Below are 17,942 nucleotides of genomic sequence, written 5' to 3'. Positions count from 1 at the left end.
CCGTCCCCGGTGCGTCAGTAGATGTGTTCCGATCTGCATCGCCGGAGCCGGCCTCTGCTGGTGCTACGTTGCATAGTCCGGTTCATGACGATCCAGCATCTGTTTGATACTGGCACGGTGCAGACGAGCGCTTTCCAGGTCGCCTTCGCGCATCTGCTCGGCGGTCTTACGTATGATCGCAGGGCCACGCGAGCAAAGAGCTTACCTGCCTGTGCTCATTGCACGTATCTGTACCTTCGCTAACCGCTCCAGGTAATACAGGCCACCCCAGGCTTCGGCGATGGCGCCCGCTATGCAGTCTTCCTCATGACAACCAGAGCAAGGCCACTGAGCGTCTGCCTCTTCGATGCGATATGGCCCGCCGGTGCTCCAGAGCAGGGTTTGAAAGTGTCATGCTATGAGCCATGCGTTCTTTCCAGATAACGTTTGGCTATTGGAGCAGGGCATAAATATCGGCAATGCTTACTGGCTTGGTAAAGTGGTAGTCGAAGCCGGCCTGTAGGGCCTTTTCCTTATCCTGATCCTGTCCCCATCCCGTGATCGCGATAAGCAGCGTGTGTCTGCCCTCCGGCAATGCCCGAATAGCCTGAGCGACCTGATGCCCCGTCATGCCGGGCATACCTACATCCAGCAGCATCACGTCGGGCTTGAGCGTTTTGAACAGCTCCAGCGCCTGAAAGCCGTTGTAGGCTAATGAGACCTCATGGTCTTCCAGGCGCAGTAGCTCGGCCATGGTTTCCGCTATGTCAGGGTTGTCATCGGCAACTACGATGCGGCGATGGGCCGCTGTCGAGATGGCAGGCGCTGAGACGACGTCGTGCGGTGCCTCCAGCGTCTCATCATAAGGCAGGCTGAGGGTGAAGCAGGCGCCCTTGTCTGAGCCCTCACTAGCAACAGTAAGCGTGCCGTCATGCAGTTGAGCCAGGGATTGAGCCAGTGCCAATCCAATACCCAATCCGCTATTGGTTTCTTCGCTGGATCTGGGAACCTGTACAAACATCTCGAACAGGGAGGCCAGGGCGTCATGCTCAATGCCAATCCCATTATCCGAAACAGTGATGTGTGCCTTGTTGCCACTAAGGGCTGTGGTAACTGTAATCCGACCTTTCTGGGGCGTATATTTGGCTGCGTTGCTCAACAGGTTGATCAGAATCTGTTCCAGTCGTAACGGGTCCACATTCAGAGCGACAGAGTCTGAAGGGAGCTCTACAGTCAGTGTGTGCCCCTTCGTCTCGAACAGAGGCTTAGTCGTTTCGACGGCGGCACGTATCACAGAGGCTAGCTGCGTGGGCTGCTTACGCAGTTCGATCTTGCCGCGGGTTATCCGGGAAACATCAAGCAGATCGTCCAGTAGCATCCCCATATGGGTCACCTGACGCTTGATGACGTCCTGGCTCCACCGGCGGTGCTCTTCGCTGATTTGACCTGTTTCCAGCAGGCTGACTGCCTGACGAATAGGCGCCAGCGGGTTTCTCAATTCATGGGCCAATGTCGCCAGGAACTCGTCTTTCTGGCGATCAGCCTCGCGAAGCTGCTGCTCCTGAAGTTTGCGCTCACTGATATCGGCAAACCAGACAGCAATATTGTTCTGGAACGGCGTGGCTACGATATGGAACCAGCCCTTGCAGGTGCTCGTTTGTACCAGCGACTCGAGCGATCTAGGCTCGCCGCTGATCATTGTTTCACGCATCGCATGATAGATGTCGCCCTGCGCCCAACCAGACAGCACTCCGCTAACGGGCTTGTCTGTAAGCGCCGCTGCACGGGAGCGTAGGGCCGTCGCCCCAGCGTCATTGATATAGACCAGGGTGAAGTCTTCAGCCGATGTTTGTGCCTCTGTAGCAGGAGAGAGAATGGCGAAGGGAATAGCTGAAGAGTTAAGCGCTACGTGAAGTTGCTGTTCGGAGCGCCGGGCTTTTTCCTGTTGGCTGGCGCGATCTATAAAGAGGGCAGCTGTCGCTGCGCAGATCTCGACCAGCCGAATCTCCCGTGGTGAAAGCTCATGGGTCTCTCTGAACAGCACCGTTAGCCAGCCCAGTGTGTCCTGACCATCACGCCGTATCGTTACATCGTGATGCGTTCTGAAACCCTCAGCGCGCAGCCGGCTTGAGTGCTCTACCAGGTTGCCCTGCACCTGATCATGGAGACATGACACCGGTAGGGCAGCATTTGATATTCCTTTGCTGACCAGCCGATCGGGCGCTGGTGCTGTACCTTCCAAACCGATGAACCCTCCAGGTGCGTTCAGCAGCTCGCAGACCAAGTTCAGAATCGCACTTAACTGGTCGTACAGCGACGATAACTGCAGCAGGCTTTGACTGAGCGCATAGAGTCCTTCCAAATCTTCGACTTGCTGTGAGAGAGCCGTCTGGGCTTTTTGCAGGCGTGATACTAAAAGGTCACGTTGGTGCTCGCTCTCCTGGCGTGCCGTCGCCGATGTGATCAGCGCCTGGGCCACGTCATCGATCTCTCGAATCTCGGTTTCCGGTAGATGAGGTGCCTGGTTCTGACCCATGGCCAATGCAGCATGCCGCAAGGCGCGCATCGGGTCATTGATGCGGCGCGAGGCATATCGTGTGGCCAACAGCGCGACAATCAGGGACAACAGAAGGCCTCCACCATAAATGGCAAACGCCTTGAGGGCCCCCTTGGCAATATCGTGTGCGGGAATGCCCGTTGCGACAAACCATCCGCTCTGCTTCAAATGCACATAGGCGGAATATACCCTTATACCTTCTACCGTCTGTGTCAGCCCGCTGCCTTCGTTTGTGTTCTGCTTGACCATTGCCATCAGTGAAGGGGCAGCAGGTTTGCCCAAGGTTTTCTCATGGTCGCGCGTACGCGCAATGCGGCGCCCATTGGCATCGACTACGGTGGCGACCCAATCGCTGGGCAGACGTCGAAGGTTGATAACGTTAGAGATCACCTCAGGCTTGAGCACCGCCGTTAAGACATAAACCAGCTTGCCATTGCGCATGACCGGCATACGCAGGGGGATGGCCAATGTGCCTGAGGGGCCTGCCGCCAACTGGCCGATCGCAGGTTTGAGAGTGCTTACGACCTGCATAAAACTTTCCGGTTCTGCCAACGGGCCGTCTGCACTCACATGATGGGCGGTAATCCTTCTCAGTACCTGACCATCCGGTGTGGCAATAATGACGGTTTTCCAACCAGGCACCAGCGGGACGACACGGCGGACCAATTCCTGATAGCTGTCGAGGTTGCCATCATCAAGAAAAGGAGACTGCGAAAGGGTTTGTAGCAGGTCCAGCGAGCGGTTAATTTCAACGTCTACTGCCGTTGCTGTCAGGCGCGTGGCCTCAAGGCTCCGCTGCTCGGCTATCGACTTCTGCTCATGAATGATGGCCACCAGGCCAAGCCCGGCAATCAGCGCAATTGGCGCAATGCCTGCCAATGAAAGCGTCAGAAGACGTCTGCGTAGACGAACCTTGGGGGTGGGCTTGCCGGGTAAAGCCAAGGGTAGATCCTCAACAAAGGTAAAGCCTGCTGCGCACGAGCATTCCAGCCAAGGCTGACTAGACGAAGCCCTTTTATGATACGACATCTAGCGCAGCGGCCGGTGCTTTTGATCATCCGGCCATGTACAAACTATTCGAAGAGGTAGAAACACACGACTCCTTTTTTCTGAAGCGCAGGCGGCCATTCTCTACGAAGGGGTGCGATGGAAACAGGCAGCGGAGCATGCAATAGAAGGGAAAGCTAGTCGAGCAGGAGTCTATTACCTAGATGAAAACCATTTGCGGGGTGGATGGCCACTGGTAGTTTGCACAGCATTTCAATCTTCGCAGCCTTGAGCCCGCCTTATACCTTCTTTAATACCTCTTGGTAATAGACGGCTTGGCTGGATAAGCGCAGTATCAAGGTGGCAAACGGCTATTCCCTTTTACGCGTTTTACCTTTTTACTAGTGTCGGCTGGCTTGGTTGGCTCTAGAAAAGCCTTCAGGACATGAGGCCGTCCTGAATTCCATGCTGTCTGCCTCTAGTAACAACCGACTCATATTAAATGGATGTTCTTATGTCTGGCATGCCTGATGATGACGATGACCAACTGAACCGTCGTGTCGAGTGCGAAGAGTGCGGTGAGCTCCGGGCTTGTATTTATTCGCTTCATCCGGAGAGCGACTCGCTTGCCTGGCTCTGTCCTTTTTGCAAGGCCGAGCTCCAAACTCAATAGTGTATGGACAACAAGGCGTATCGCTTGAGCGGGTAGCGTTATGTTATGCCTCTGATTCTGCGTGTTTGAAAGTGTGAAAACCTGAGGCCGCCTGGTTTTTACAGGCGGCGTACCCGCGGATCAGGTGTACGTTTTTCCAGCTGCGGGCAAGCCCAGTCCACGAAGGCGCGCACACGGGGCGAAAGCTGCAGCGCGTGCGGATAGACCAGATGAATGGGCAGGACCGCAGGTTCGAACGATTCGAGGACTCTGATCAAACGACCCTCAGCAAGCTCATCGGCAACCTGATAATGCATCAGCCGGGTGATGCCCAAACCTTGCAGGCAGGCGAGGGTGGCTGCTCTAACCTGGTTGCAGACCAGCCGAGGTGTGATGGATTCGGCCAGCTCCTTTCCGTTGTGCCGGTAGTACCAGTGCCGGCCTTGTGATGACAACAGGATGCAAGCATGTTCACGCAATGAGCCTGGGTTATCAATGACAGGTGAGGCGCGAAGGTAATCAGGGCTGGCACAGGTAACGAGGCGGGTACCTCCTATTCTCCGTGCGATCATGGTCGAGTCACGAAGATGGCCGATCCGCAGGGCAAGATCGAGGTGCTCATCCAGCAGCGGGAGGATCTCGTCGCTTAACGTCAGTTCGGCGCTTGCTTCTTCATGCTCCTTAAGAAAGCCGTTTAGGACAGGTGCAACGTAGCGTTGTCCGAATTCGACAGGCGCCGTTAGCCGGAGCACGCCTCTAACTATGCCATCGCGAGCTTCCAGGCGCTGCTCCATGTCGTCGACATCAGCCAGCATCCGCTGACTCCAGGCAAGATACTCCTCACCCTCGACGGTAAGGGCCATACGGCGCGTACTGCGGTTCAATAGCCGAACCCCCAGATGACGCTCCAGGGCCGCCAGTGAGCGTACAAGCGACGCCACCGACTGGCCGGTTGCCTCTGCCGCTGAACTCAGGCTGCCGTTTTCCACTATCCGAATGAAATTGGCCATCGTCTTGCGCTTGTCCATTGCTGCGCCTTTATCTGTGCAATTACTGCATAAGTCTTCTCAGGTTCACGGCATAGGTGAAACGGATGGATCAGCAGAAACTAGAACGCCTGATGTCAACCGGAGTGCAACCTATGAACCAGCAACCAAGTCCTGCTCGCATTCTCTCATACGACCACATCGGGATTCGTGTCAGTGATAAAAACCGAGCGATATCGTTTTATCAGGCCCTCGGATTTATGGAGAGCGAACATTTTCCTCGGTATGAGGCCAATGAGATGCTCAGCCCTGATGGGGTTCGTATAAACCTGATCTTTAACGGGACCCGTATACCCCATGCTCACAATGTTTTACTGGATGAACCGATAAAGCTGCCGGGTATGACTCATCCTGCCTTTATTGTGGATGACCTTGAGGCACTCCAGAGGTGGTTGAACGAGCAGGGGATCATGATTACGGAAGGGCCGCATCCTATTGGTCCTAGACGCGTCGCGCTGTTTATCCGCGATCCTGATGGCAACGTTCTCGAGTTCAATCAGCTTGTTGAAGGGGATGCATGATGAAACTGTATGATCTGGAGGCTTCCGGAAACTGCTACAAGGTGAGGCTTTTTGCGTCATTGGCCAATATCGAGCTTGAACGTGTGCCAGTGGATTTTCTAAGCGGAGCACACAAGCAGCCGCCGCTGTCGGAGCTGAATCCGTTGGGCCAGTTACCTATCCTGGAAGACGGCAAGCAGGTCGTCAGAGACTCGCAGGCCATTCTGGTCTATCTGGCGGGTGTATATGGTGGTTTGGCATGGTGGCCAGCGCATCCGCAAGGCCAAGCCGAGATCGTTCAGTGGCTCTCGTTTGCTGCCAATGAAGTGCAGCACAGCGTATGTGCTGCACGGCTGGTGCAGAAATTTGGCTACGACCTGGATAAATCGCAGGCGCTTGAGAAAGCGGTGGTAACGCTCTCGCTACTCGACAAGCATCTGGAGCACAACGACTGGCTTGCAATGGGCCGCCCAACCATCGCAGATTGCGCGGTCTATCCTTACGTCGTGCTGGCGCCAGAAGGCGATGTGGATCTAGAACCTTATAGTCATGTTGCACGGTGGATGAGGCGGCTGGAAGCGCTGCCCGGCTATTTGCAAAAGCCTTGATCAATCTATGGGCGTGGCACCTATGAGGCAGGATTTTGCCTTTGAGGATCGGTTAGTCAGGCAGGGGCGCTACACACCGTAATGACAGAGTGTTGCGCTCCCGGAAAGGAATTACTCCACGTGCGGTATGGTCGGGTTACGCTAAAACGCGCTAAGGTTTGGTTTTCATCTCTACCGTTCTTTGAGCCATGCCCATCATTGATAACGTCGTTGCGTTTACCTTGGCTGCTACCTTACTTACATTAACGCCAGGGCTTGATACTGCCCTGGTGTTACGCACAGCGGCTGTTGAGGGAAGAGCGCAGGCCATCCGGGCGGCACTGGGCATCAATGCGGGGTGTTTGATCTGGGGCACCGCCGTTGCCTTTGGCCTTGGGGCTTTAATTGCCGTATCCGAGCTGGCTTATGATGTGCTCAAGTATTGTGGCGCTGCCTACCTGTGCTGGCTGGGCTTGAACATGATGGTGCGGCCCCGCAACTCAATGGTCGCCGACGACACTACCCGCGTGCAGAACACGAACTGGTTTCTCAAAGGGATGCTGGGCAACGTATTGAATCCCAAAGTTGGAATTTTCTACGTCTCCTTCCTGCCTCAATTCATTCCTCAGGGACACTCCTTGATCCTCTGGACCTTTGGCCTGGTAAGCATTCACGTGGTGATTGGATTCATCTGGTCCATGGCGTTGATCGGTGCGACTCGCCCATTGGCCCAGATTTTACGTCGTGAAAAAGTGATCCAGTGGATGGACCGACTCACTGGGGGCGTTTTCCTCCTCTTTGCCGCCCGCCTGGCGCTCAGCAAGCGCTGAAAGTCTCTAATTTTAGCGATGCAGAGCGGCTTACTAGGTAGCCTTTCTTTCTTGAGGCTAGATCTCGTCTATTGTGTTCTAAGCTACTGAAACAAAGCAGAGGCACCTATAATCAGAGTATCGACTTCTTTGATACTGTCTTCTGCATGCTGCGCAATCGAGCGAGTCAGGTTGAATGTATTGGCTTCGGCTTGCTCAAGCGCTTCGTTGTAGCCTGTCCATACCTGCCAACATTCCATAATTGTCAGGGCAGAGACAACGAGCGAAACAAAGACAAGGTCAGGCGTTGCGTCGACAGGCGCTTGGCATTTATCTCAAACCGGCGTTGTTGTGGCATCGTTAGGGTCCAACTGCCGTTCCATTATCTGATTGGAGAGCCGTAGGGCTGTAAAGATTTACAAGCCAATCTCGCACCAGCAGATATAACCGGCAACTTGCCCGCCTGCGGCCAGAATAATCCTTCCGTTACTTCAATCCATACGCATTCATGCCGTTTTGCATTGGTCATCATGACATTGATCCAATGTCGATTAGCAATTTTTCAAGCGTTTTTCCACTACAGGGACAACATGAAGTCACCATGGCATCCGTCATATGTCTGTAATGATTATTAATTGTTAATATTTATCATTTACATTGACAGGTCACTTTTATAGCATCTTGCCAGTTTTGCCTGTACGCCGTTTTTCATATGTACAAAACGTCCCAGATCGACATCGTTCGGCCTGGTATAGCGGTGCTCGCACTTTTCAAGGACTTCTGAATAATGAAAGCGTTTCCTCTGCGGCTGTTGGTGTTCACCGTTTCGCTGTTAACTACCGGTACAGTACTTGCCGCCCCGATCAGAATTGATCTTGCGTCCCAGCCCTTGGCAAATGCGTTGAGACAACTGGGCCAGGCCAGTGGTCTTCAGGTTTCCTATACTTCGGCAGCAGTGGCCGGCAAGACAGCGCCTGCCGTACGGGGCCAGATGGAGCCTGCAGTGGCACTACAGGCGCTGTTGGCCGGGAGTGATTTGGTAGGCAGTGTTCAGGGTAACGTGCTGACTATCGCCGAGGCAGGATCAGCTGCGGGTGAGGAAGTGGCGCAGCTGGGTATCACTCAGGTAGTAGCGGAGGGCTCAGGCAGTATTACCAGCGATATAGCTGCAACAGAAGGGTCCGGCTCCTACACGACAGGTAGCATGAGTACGTCTACCAAGTTGCCTCTGTCGATACGCGAGACGCCTCAATCGGTAAGTGTAATGACGCGCCAGCGTATCGACGACCAGGCCCTTAATGAACTCAATGACATCGTCAAATACGCACCCGGCATACAACTGCGTAAACTCGGTGGAGACCGCCAGCAGTTTCTCGCGCGTGGATTCACCATCGACAACCTGATGTACGATGGCTTGCCCACCAGCATTAGCACGTTTACGCTCGATACCATCAGCAACGCTGATCTTGCCATCTATGACCGCGTGGAAGTCGTGCGCGGTGCTACAGGCCTGATGACTGGCGCTGGCAGCCCTTCAGCGACATTGAATCTGGTGCGTAAGCGTCCCACCGCTACTCCGCAAGTCAGTATCACCACCAGCGCTGGCAGCTGGGACCGTTACCGTACCCAGCTGGACGCATCCAACAAGCTGAACGAAAGCGGTACGTTGCGCGGGCGCGTGGTAGCAGCCTATGAAGACGATGGCAGCTTTGTTGATGAGCGAGAAAAGCAGCGGCAGACCTTTTATGGCATCCTCGAAGCCGATCTCAGCGACGCCACCACCTGGACTCTGGGAGCCTCAAAACAGCGCGACGATGCCGTATCGGACTGGGGAAGCCTGCCCGCCGGGCCTAATGGGGAAAATCTGCACCTGTCGCGGTCGACCTTTCTCAGTAATGACTGGGCATATTGGGATCGGGATAACATTACCGCCTTCACCGATGTCACCCACCGTTTCGACAACGGCTGGAGCGCCAGGCTGGCAGCTGCTCGAATCTGGGCGGAATCGAATACCTTCTCCAGTTACCTTAATCCCCCGGTGGGTAATGCCTATACGCAGTCTTCCGGTCAATACCACAGCAAGGACGTACAGACTAACCTGGACGCAACCGTATCCGGCCCGTTCACGTTGTTTGGACGCGAGCATGAACTGGCATTGGGCGCCAGCCGCCGGCAAGAGCGGTTTGATCAAAAAGGAGGATACTGGCCGACAGCAACGCCGGTTGATATCTACAACTTTGATCCCGGTGTCATTGCTAAGCCCAGCCTGAGCGACCGGCTTCCCTATTCGAGCAAAAATACGGCAACGGAAAAAGCTGTTTACGGTGTCGCCCGGTTTAATCCCATTGATCCGCTGCACGTTATCCTGGGTAGCCGCGTGACGTGGTACGACTACGATAACCGTGCGAGCGATACCGGGGATTACACGGTAACCCGAGAGGTGACGCCTTATGCGGGGGTTATCTATGACCTGAATGACACCTACTCGGTCTATGCCAGCTACACCGAGATTTTCAAGCCGCAGACCGAGCAGGACTTGGGTGGGTCCACGCTTGAGCCCATGACAGGGGAGAGCTACGAGATCGGCCTGAAGGGCGAGTACATGGAGGGTAATCTGAACGCCTCCATCGCGGTGTTCGATATGACCCAGCAGAACCGGGCATACGCAGTACCAGATCAGCCCACGCTTTGCCGAAACCAGAACCGCACCTGCTATGAAGCGGCAGGGGAGGTGCGCAGTCGTGGTATCGATACCGAGCTGTCAGGTGCCTTGACGCCCAACTGGGACATCTCGGCCTCCTACACCTTGGTGCTCAGCCAATACGTGAAAGATCAAACCTATAATAAGGGTACCTTGTTTGCCCCTGAGCAACCCAAGCACTTGTTCAAAGCTGCTACTACTTATCGCTTGACCGGAGCGCTGAGCGACTGGCGCATTGGTGCAGATGTGCTTGCCCAGAGCAAAACCTATAACCGTGTTGGTACCGGTCGCGCCGTTCAGGATTCATATGCTGTGGTCGGGCTTATGGCGGGCTATCAATTCAATGAACATTGGGATAGTCAGGTAAACCTGAACAATGTGTTTGATGAAAAGTACTGGCAAGGCATACCTAACTCCAGCGGTACAGGTGTCTATGGTGACCCGCGTAACGTCATGTTCAGTTTGAGGTGGAGCTTGTAACGCATCTCTATGGGCTGGAAAAGAGTTTCCAGCCCATAGGAATGTTTAGCGTTCTTTGGATTGATAAGGCGATTGGGTGATATCCATAACGAACAAACCAGGCGGTGACTAAGCGCGTCTGGTTTGTCAGCTCCATGGGTGCAGCGCTATGGCAAGTCTTGGCCTTGCGTTGATGTAGTGACGAGCCGCGTACTAAGCGACGGTTTTCAACATGCCTCCATAAGGGATGTATAACGCGGTTCTGGACTGAAGATCAGTCGTTAGCCGTGCGAGCAGAGATCATCTAAAAGTACCTTGCCATCCACCTAATCGTTGCGTTGGTAACCGTATAAGGCAGATGAGCAGAATAGGGCGGTACTCCACAGTGTTACAGCCCAGATCAGAAACGACCCCGCTGGAATACCTCTCAGTTAGTTGCCATTTAGAGTCACTAGTGTGTGATTGATGAAGATGAGATTAGCTAACGTCTCAACTTAAGAGATACGTACATCTAACTGTGGGCATATAACTATCCATTCGGAACGTTACGCGCGGCAGAATGGTTTACGCAGACTATTCCCTTCATAACAACCCCACTCTAGAGCGCCTGGCGTTTCGATGCTGCCACGTGAGTGTAGAAGGTGGGCCTTCCAGTAAGTGACAGGATCGATAAATCAGGAATATAGCGCATTGTGCCCACCATAGCCTTGGCCTGCTAGTTCGATATGTTATATTGTTACAAATTGTTTCGCCGAAATGTGTTGTAGTTATGAACCGTCGTCACCTTCTAAACTTCATCCTGGCAGGGCTGACGCTGCCAGCCTTCCCTAATGCCTTTGCTGCTTCAAGCGAGGTCCGCTCCATAAGGAGCTCACGGACCGCTGGTCGCTTTCGCCTGGTACTGGATCTCAATGGCCCGAGCCACTATCGCACGTTCACGCTCGACTCACCTCATCGATTGGTCATCGACTTACCTAACACGACGTTAGCCACCAATGTTTCAAAATTGGATGTTACCGGCTCAGCAATCAAAACGATTCGGGGTGGAGCCCATGGTACGACAGGCAGTCGTATCGTCCTCGAATTGAAGCAGCCAGTAAAACTCGACAGCCTGGTACTTGGCCCGTCCGGCTCCTTTGGTGATCGACTGGTGTTTGACCTTCGCCCAATGGGGCCTGCAAACACACAGGTGGCGCATGCGGCATCGACACCTCGCGCCAAGAAGAGTCCCGGCCGTGATCTGGTGGTTGTCGTAGATGCTGGTCATGGTGGCAAGGACCCTGGATGCATCAGTGCTAAAGGTGCCTATGAAAAAAAGGTCGCCCTGGCGATTGCTCATAATCTAGCCAAGCGGATCAACAAGGAGAAAGGCTACAAGGCCAAGCTGGTACGGACCGAGGATATTTTCGTTCCACTGCGCAAGCGCGTGGACATCGCTCACCAGTATGACGCCGACATGTTTATCTCGGTCCATGCCGATGCAGCACCCAGCCGCCGTGCCCGTGGGGCTTCTGTCTTTGCGCTTTCCAGCAGCGGTGCGACGTCTGCTATGGCTCGCTGGATGGCGAAGCGGGAGAACGATGCCGATCTTGTTGGAACCAATAGCCTGCCTCTGCAAGACAAGGATCCAGACCTCGCCAACGTTATTCTGGACATGTCCATGAGCACTACCATTGCTTCGAGCCTGGATCTGGGACACAGCGTACTAACGAGTCTGGGTACCGTTGCGAAGATACATCAGAAGCAGGTCCAGCAAGCTGGTTTTGCTGTACTCAAGTCACCTGACATCCCGTCGATTCTGGTAGAAACGGGGTTCATGAGCAATGCTCAGGACAGCAAACGGTTGCTCAATCCCCGTCACCAGCAAGTAGTCGCTGATCGTATATTCCATGGGGTACACACCTACTTCAGCCAGCGGCCACCGGTGGGGACTTACCTTGCAGATCAGAAGACAGCCGCAACGGCATGAGTTGATTTGGACTGACTGGAAATAAGCCAGTCAGTCCAACCAGGTCCCAAGAGTCAAGAACGCTGAGCTAGGAGCGATACCGAACAGGCCACCCTGCTTATTGCTTTATCAAGACCCGCACCGCTCATTGTTGATAAAGCGTAGCGGTGTTACCTGCTCCGCTCTACATGACCGTTGCTGAATTAGCCGGCCCGGTAAATAACACTGTAGGTCCGCGTTGGGAGATAAAGACTTCATTGGCAGTACCAAACTGGTCGACACGTGCCTGGCTATTGATGCCGGCCTGATCGACAGTGAGCTGATTGGCGTCTCCTTCCTGTGTAAAATACAGCGTGGTAATGGATGTTTCCTGGCTGATGTCTGCAAAATTGCTGGCGCCGGTAGATCGACCAATGAGGGTCCCGGCTATTGTGTCCTGGTCGACGGTCAGCTCGTTTCCGTTACCGTCCTGGGCGACGTCTATCACGTTTAGGCCGCCTCCTTGAGTGAGGGAAGCAGTGTTGGCATCCCCCTCTTGAGCCAGACGGGTGGAATAAGCGCCATAACGACTCCCTGTCGACTGCTCAACTGTTGCGCTGTTTTCGTTGCCGTTTTGCACAACACTTACATCAGCTTCCATCGGGCCGCCACGTTGGGCCAGTGCGATCTGATTGTTATCGCCTTGTTGGGAAAGCGTGGCTGATTTGCCTTTTTCCTGAAGCGCTGTAATGGTATTTCCGTTACCCAGGGTATTCGCCACCAATGTTGTTACGCCATCGTCGATTTGATCGATCGTGTACAGGTTATTGTTGCCTTCCTGAGACAGCGTGGCGGTTTTACCTGGGTTGTAACCCAGTTGATTCAAAGTAAGTACATTCGCATCGCCATTTTGCACTACAGAAGCGTTGTCTCCCTCTCTGTTATTGCTATAACCGCTCTGCTCAAGTGTGATCTGATTATTTTCACCTAGCTGAGTAAGGCTGGCCGATACACCCGTTCGTTGTAATGCATTAATCGTGTTGCCGTTACCCAGGGTATTGGCTGTCAACGTGGCGCGCCCATCGCCTGCTTGCTCGATCGTGTGAGTATTGTTGTTGCCCTCCTGGTATAAGGTGGCGTCGTAACCAGAGTCACCGCCCTGCTGGTTTACAATGACAATATTGGTATCGCCAACCTGCAGGATCGAAGCCTCGCTTCCACTCCCGGCGGTAGCTTGATGGACAGCAGCGCTATTGCCATTACCCGTCTGGTCAAGCGTCATTTTATGGCCAGAGGCTTGTTACAGTACGTCGGCGTCATTGTTATTGCCCGTTTGTATAACGGTTGAGCTCTGGTGGTCTGCTAACAGCTGCTCCTGTGTCGCGTTATTACCGTCGCCACGCTGCTCCAGGGAAGCCTCATTGTCGAATCCACTCTGCGTTTGTGTGGCGCGGTTGTTTTCAGCTACGACAAGGCTGCTGAACGAGGCAAGGACATAAGCGCCAGGGGGGTGAGCTTGAACATGATAACTTTCCTTGTGTGTCCATTAGGGCTCAGTCAGTCACAAGACCGAGAGAGGAACCTATAGACCACCTTCAACAGGCTGGCAAAGCCATTGGTCCTGAAGCGCTGACAAGCAGGAGCACTTGCCAGCTGAGCGATGACGTTATGCAAAGTAGGAGAGTGCAGGCCTTGACTTCTGGCCATGGTTGGTCATTACGTTTCATATCAATGAACGTGGCTGTATTACATAGGCATAATGATCGTCAGGCGTCGCTAATCGTATTCGGGAGAAGACATGCGAAACTGGGTGTTAATGACGTTGGCCTTGCTGGTGCACGGAGTCGCCTATGGTGCCGGTGACGCAACAGCAGGGAAAAAGTATTTTACGTCCTGGTGTGGTAACTGTCATAAGGTGGGGACCTATGCCAGGGGCTCGTTCGGCCCCGAACTCAACGCTATTTTCGGACGCAAGGCAGGGACTACTGAAGACTTCAACTATTCCGAGGCCATGAAAGCGTCAGGAATTGTCTGGAATGAGGAAACCCTCGCTGCCTACTTAAAGGATCCGGACAAGGTCGTACCCGGCACAAAGATGCGTTTCTGGGGAATGAGTAATGAGCAGCAGATTGCCGACCTGCTTGCCTATCTTGCGACCTTCCAGAACAAAGGACAGTAAGCGCTTGCTGCGCCAGAATCATTTCAGGCGTCTGCTTTGAGTGAGTGGCTAGCCTTTACTGTGAGTCTGGCCAGGCCATCGATCAAAACGCCCGCCAATATGCCGATACCGTAAGCAACGATATCCATCCAGGAAAACGTAGTGCCCAAGGCAATATGGCCTAGCGGATGGTGGCGAATCGCATTGATCCAGGGCGCCTGGTAAAGCTGCGTTGCCTCCACGGCACATGAAATACCAAACGCTGTTACCGCCAGGCATACAGCATTGGCGCGGCGCGCGATCAAAGCCAGACCTGTAAGGATCATGAGCGCCCAAAGCGCATCGCCTGGGTATTTTCCAAGAGCGTCAGGAATGATGATAGGAAACTGGCGAGAGGTTAGCCCGAGCGCTATTACAGCACAAAGGGCTAGACCAAGATGGAGTCTGTTACGGTTCCTTTGGGCGCAGTCAGCAGGAGCGCGTAATGAGTTGAGAGTAATTTTATGTAGTCTCGATTACTGGTATGAATATGCTGTAGCAAACCCATCCTGTGGACGAGCCAGCTAAAGGCTGGTGAATTTTTCTAAATATCTTTTGCGGGACGATTTTAAAGCTTCAGACCGCTTTTTATTTCATATCTCTCTCGTCACATTACGTCCACTTAGGATCGTCAAGCACTTAATGCATTAAGTTCGATCCAAAATCGGACGGAACCATCTCCTCAGTCAGGCTTTCCCATTTTTAGACAGCACTTGGACACGTCCGCTGTTTTTATCCAAGCCGCCTTCATCTTTTCATCGCGGCGTCACTGACGAGAGGACTATTTTATGCCTACTGATAACCAGTACACCATGCAGAATCCCCTGACCCAATATCCCCAGCCAGAATTTCCGAAGCAGCCGCAAAATCCGCCCGGTCTCGCTCAGGACATGCAGCCACGCCCTGACCACGGTGAAACCAGTTACAAGGGATTTGGACGTCTTGCGGGCCGCAAGGCGCTTATTACCGGCGCGGACTCGGGTATCGGACGAGCAACGGCGATCGCTTATGCGCGCGAGGGAGCCGACATCGTGCTGAATTATTTGCCTGAAGAAGAGGCGGATGCGAAAGAAGTTGTACAACTGATCGAAGCGGAAGGTCGTAAAGCGGTTTGCGTTCCGGGCGACCTGAAAAGCGAGGCCTTTTGCAATGAATTGATTGGCAAAGCCAAGGATGTACTAGGTGGACTGGATATTCTGGTCAACGTGGCAGGTAAGCAGACAGCCGTTGAAGACATCGCCAATTTGACCACTGATCAATTCGACGCCACTTACAAGACCAACGTGTATGCGCTGTTCTGGCTATGCAAGGCGGCAATTCCGCATATGCCGGCCGGTGCCGCTATTATCAACACCACGTCCATTCAGGCCGTGCAACCGTCGGAAACCCTACTGGATTACGCGCCTACTAAAGCGGCGATCACTGCCTTTACCAAGGCATTGGCCAAACAGGTCATTTCCAAGGGTATCCGCGTCAATGCGGTAGCTCCTGGACCCTTCTGGACTCCACTTCAGCCCAGCGGCGGCCAGCCTCAAGAGAAGATTCCGTCGTTTGGCAGCGAGACTGTCTTCAAGCGGCCTGGCCAACCGGCAGAGCTGGCTCCGATTTACGTCATTCTGGCTTCTCAGGAGTCCAGCTATGTGACGGGTGAAGTATACGGCGCAACCGGCGGCATGGCCTGACGGATCGCATCATGCAGACGTTCGAGACGCACCGCATTGAGGGGTACGCGCCCCTGGAAAATTATGCTGCGTTAAGTGATGGCCGCTCGGTCGCCCTGGTCGCGGCTGACGGCTCCATCGATTGGTGGTGTGCCCCCAATATGGACTCACCCCCTCTGTTTGATCGTCTGCTGGATGCGCCCAGCGGTGGTTATTTTTCGATTACCCCTGTCCAACCTTACACAGCCCGACGTGCCTATCTGCAAAGCAGCAATGTACTGGAGACGTTGTTTGAAACCGACTCGGGTCAGGTCCGCCTGACCGAGTCGCTTAACAGTGGATCTGCTGGCCGGTTGCCCTGGTCCGAGCTAGGGCGACGTATTGAGGGCGTACAGGGTGAGGTAACGCTTAGTATCGAGTTAGTGCCTGGTACGCGAGGCCAGACCATCTCACCGTGGATTCGCCAGACACCGAACGGTGAAGTGATGCATATCGATGGTCTGATGGCCATGCTGTGCTACGGCGATGAGGTGGTGATTGATGAATGTACCGACCGGCTGGTGCGTGCACGCGTTACGTTGAAACAAGGGGACCGTACCGTATTGGCGCTGATGGCGGCCGAGAATGAGCCGTTGGCTGTGCCAACACTTGAGGAAGTCGACAAGCGTATTGATCGCAGTGACATGGCGTGGCGGGAATGGGCTGAAGGTCTGCAATACCAGGGGGTGTTCAAGGAAGCAGTCATTCGTTCGGCTCTCGCGCTAAAACTTCTCTTGTATTCGCCAAGTGGCGCTATCGTGGCGGCACCTACATGTGGGCTGCCTGAAAGATTGGGAGGCGACAAGAATTACGAGTACCGCTATGCATGGGTACGAGATGCGGTGTTTACCATCAAAGCATTCCTGCGCATTGGTGCTATGGCAGAAGCACAGGCTGCGCTGGCGTGGTTGCAGAACGTCATCCGTCGGCACGGCCACCGTCTACATACCTGCTTTACTCTAGAGGGCGATAAGGCGCCGGAAGAGCGGGTGATCAATGTGCCGGGCTATCGAAAGTCCAGCCCTGTTCGAGTAGGCAACCGAGCAAGTTATCAATGCCAGCTGAGCCTGTATGGCGATCTTTTAGTAACCATCCTCATGTATATGGAGGGCGGTCATATCCTGGATTTTAATACCGCCGGAATGCTGGTCGAGCTGGCCAATCTCTGCGCTGATCAATGGCGTTGCAAGGACGCCGGGATGTGGGAGCTGGAAGAAGAGCAGCATTACACCATGTCCAAGTTAGGCTGCTGGTTTGCCTTGGATCGAGCAGTCAAGTTGGCAGAAAAGGGTCACATTCCCGATACGATGCAAAAGCGCTGGGAGCGTGAGCGTGACCGTGTCCGTGACTGGATTGATGAACATTGCTGGTCCGAGGCCAAGCAGGCTTACACCTTCTATGCCGGTACTGACAAGCTGGACGCCGGTCTCTTGCTTGCTATTCGCTTCGGCTTTGAGAGCAAGCAGCGGTTGATCACCACGTGTGAAGCAATCCATCGTGAACTGGCGCGCGGCCCGCTGGTGTATCGCTATAGCGGTGCGGAGAAAGAAGAGGGCGCGTTTCTGGCCTGTTCGTTCTGGCTGGTTGAAGCTTATGCTGTGCTGGGTGACAACGAGCGCGCCAAGGCATTGATGGAGGACGTGCTGAAGGTATCAACCAACGGGGTGGGGTTGATGACTGAGATGATGGACCCCCAGACCGGCGAAGCACTGGGCAACTTCCCTCAAGGTTTAAGTCATCTTGCCATGATCCATGCCATTCTGGCCGTTGATGACCCTGCCAAGACCGAGTCCTGAGTAAGAGCGGTTAACAAAACCTCTCTAATGAGCGCAGACAGACGA

Annotated in this window: 12 protein-coding genes and 1 pseudogene; 8 read left to right on the top strand and 5 right to left on the bottom strand. The window is 54.1% G+C overall.

Annotation, left to right across the window (positions count from 1 at the left end; all coding sequences use genetic code 11):
- Positions 1–430 precede the first annotated feature (430 nt).
- Both HMPREF1487_RS20465 and HMPREF1487_RS20460 read right to left on the bottom strand, forming a co-directional pair.
- On the bottom strand, positions 431–3,478 hold the full coding sequence (locus HMPREF1487_RS20465; protein ID WP_010798636.1) for a hybrid sensor histidine kinase/response regulator: 3,048 nt from the start codon (positions 3,476–3,478) through the stop codon (positions 431–433).
- 816 nt (positions 3,479–4,294) lie between these two features.
- Positions 4,295–5,203: a LysR family transcriptional regulator gene (locus tag HMPREF1487_RS20460; RefSeq protein WP_010798634.1), complete on the bottom strand. Its 909-nt coding sequence runs from the start codon at positions 5,201–5,203 to the stop codon at positions 4,295–4,297.
- Positions 5,204–5,316: 113 nt separating this feature from the next.
- Here HMPREF1487_RS20460 and HMPREF1487_RS20455 point away from each other — a divergent pair, with 113 nt between their 5' ends.
- The 5 genes from HMPREF1487_RS20455 to HMPREF1487_RS20435 all read left to right on the top strand — a co-directional run bounded on the left by HMPREF1487_RS20455 (position 5,317) and on the right by HMPREF1487_RS20435 (position 12,246).
- A complete protein-coding gene (locus tag HMPREF1487_RS20455) occupies positions 5,317–5,742 on the top strand; it encodes a VOC family protein (protein WP_010798633.1) in 426 nt (141 codons plus the stop codon).
- The gene (locus tag HMPREF1487_RS20450) at positions 5,742–6,329 is read left to right on the top strand and encodes a glutathione S-transferase family protein (protein ID WP_019364123.1); all 588 of its coding nucleotides are present in this window, start codon (positions 5,742–5,744) and stop codon (positions 6,327–6,329) included. Before HMPREF1487_RS20455 ends, HMPREF1487_RS20450 begins: the two co-directional genes overlap by 1 nt.
- Before the next feature lie 188 nt (positions 6,330–6,517).
- Positions 6,518–7,138 (top strand): LysE family translocator, encoded by a 621-nt coding sequence (locus tag HMPREF1487_RS20445; RefSeq protein WP_010798631.1) that lies wholly within the window; start codon positions 6,518–6,520, stop codon positions 7,136–7,138.
- Positions 7,139–7,904: 766 nt separating this feature from the next.
- Entirely contained in the window at positions 7,905–10,298 is a 2,394-nt protein-coding gene (locus HMPREF1487_RS20440) for a TonB-dependent siderophore receptor (protein WP_010798629.1), read from the top strand.
- A gap of 748 nt (positions 10,299–11,046) precedes the next feature.
- Entirely contained in the window at positions 11,047–12,246 is a 1,200-nt protein-coding gene (locus HMPREF1487_RS20435; protein ID WP_010798628.1) for an N-acetylmuramoyl-L-alanine amidase, read from the top strand.
- Between the two features lie 163 nt (positions 12,247–12,409).
- Here HMPREF1487_RS20435 and HMPREF1487_RS20430 read toward each other — a convergent pair whose 3' ends face one another.
- Together HMPREF1487_RS20430 and HMPREF1487_RS28465 are read right to left on the bottom strand one after the other, a co-directional pair.
- Positions 12,410–13,486, bottom strand: coding sequence for a hypothetical protein (locus HMPREF1487_RS20430; RefSeq protein ID WP_010798627.1), 1,077 nt, complete (start codon positions 13,484–13,486; stop codon positions 12,410–12,412).
- Between the two features lie 18 nt (positions 13,487–13,504).
- Positions 13,505–13,654: pseudogene (locus HMPREF1487_RS28465) on the bottom strand (hypothetical protein); the annotation flags it as partial.
- Positions 13,655–14,002: 348 nt separating this feature from the next.
- On the opposite strand from HMPREF1487_RS28465, the gene HMPREF1487_RS20425 reads away from it, so the two are divergent.
- Positions 14,003–14,383: a c-type cytochrome gene (locus tag HMPREF1487_RS20425; protein WP_010798626.1), complete on the top strand. Its 381-nt coding sequence runs from the start codon at positions 14,003–14,005 to the stop codon at positions 14,381–14,383.
- 23 nt (positions 14,384–14,406) lie between these two features.
- On the opposite strand, the gene HMPREF1487_RS27800 is transcribed toward HMPREF1487_RS20425, so the two are convergent.
- On the bottom strand, positions 14,407–14,736 hold the full coding sequence (locus HMPREF1487_RS27800) for a ribosomal maturation YjgA family protein (protein ID WP_256205766.1): 330 nt from the start codon (positions 14,734–14,736) through the stop codon (positions 14,407–14,409).
- A 453-nt stretch (positions 14,737–15,189) separates the two neighbouring features.
- Between HMPREF1487_RS27800 and HMPREF1487_RS20415 the strand changes: the two genes are divergently transcribed.
- Entirely contained in the window at positions 15,190–16,083 is an 894-nt protein-coding gene (locus HMPREF1487_RS20415) for an SDR family oxidoreductase (RefSeq protein WP_010798624.1), read from the top strand.
- An 11-nt stretch (positions 16,084–16,094) separates the two neighbouring features.
- Positions 16,095–17,897, top strand: coding sequence for a glycoside hydrolase family 15 protein (locus HMPREF1487_RS20410; RefSeq protein ID WP_010798623.1), 1,803 nt, complete (start codon positions 16,095–16,097; stop codon positions 17,895–17,897).
- Positions 17,898–17,942 lie beyond the last annotated feature (45 nt).

The sequence above is a fragment of the Pseudomonas sp. HPB0071 genome (genome assembly GCF_000478505.2).
Lineage (GTDB): Bacteria > Pseudomonadota > Gammaproteobacteria > Pseudomonadales > Pseudomonadaceae > Chryseomonas > Chryseomonas luteola.
Note: the sequence above shows the minus strand (reverse complement) of the source record. Positions and strands in the feature narration are given on the sequence as shown.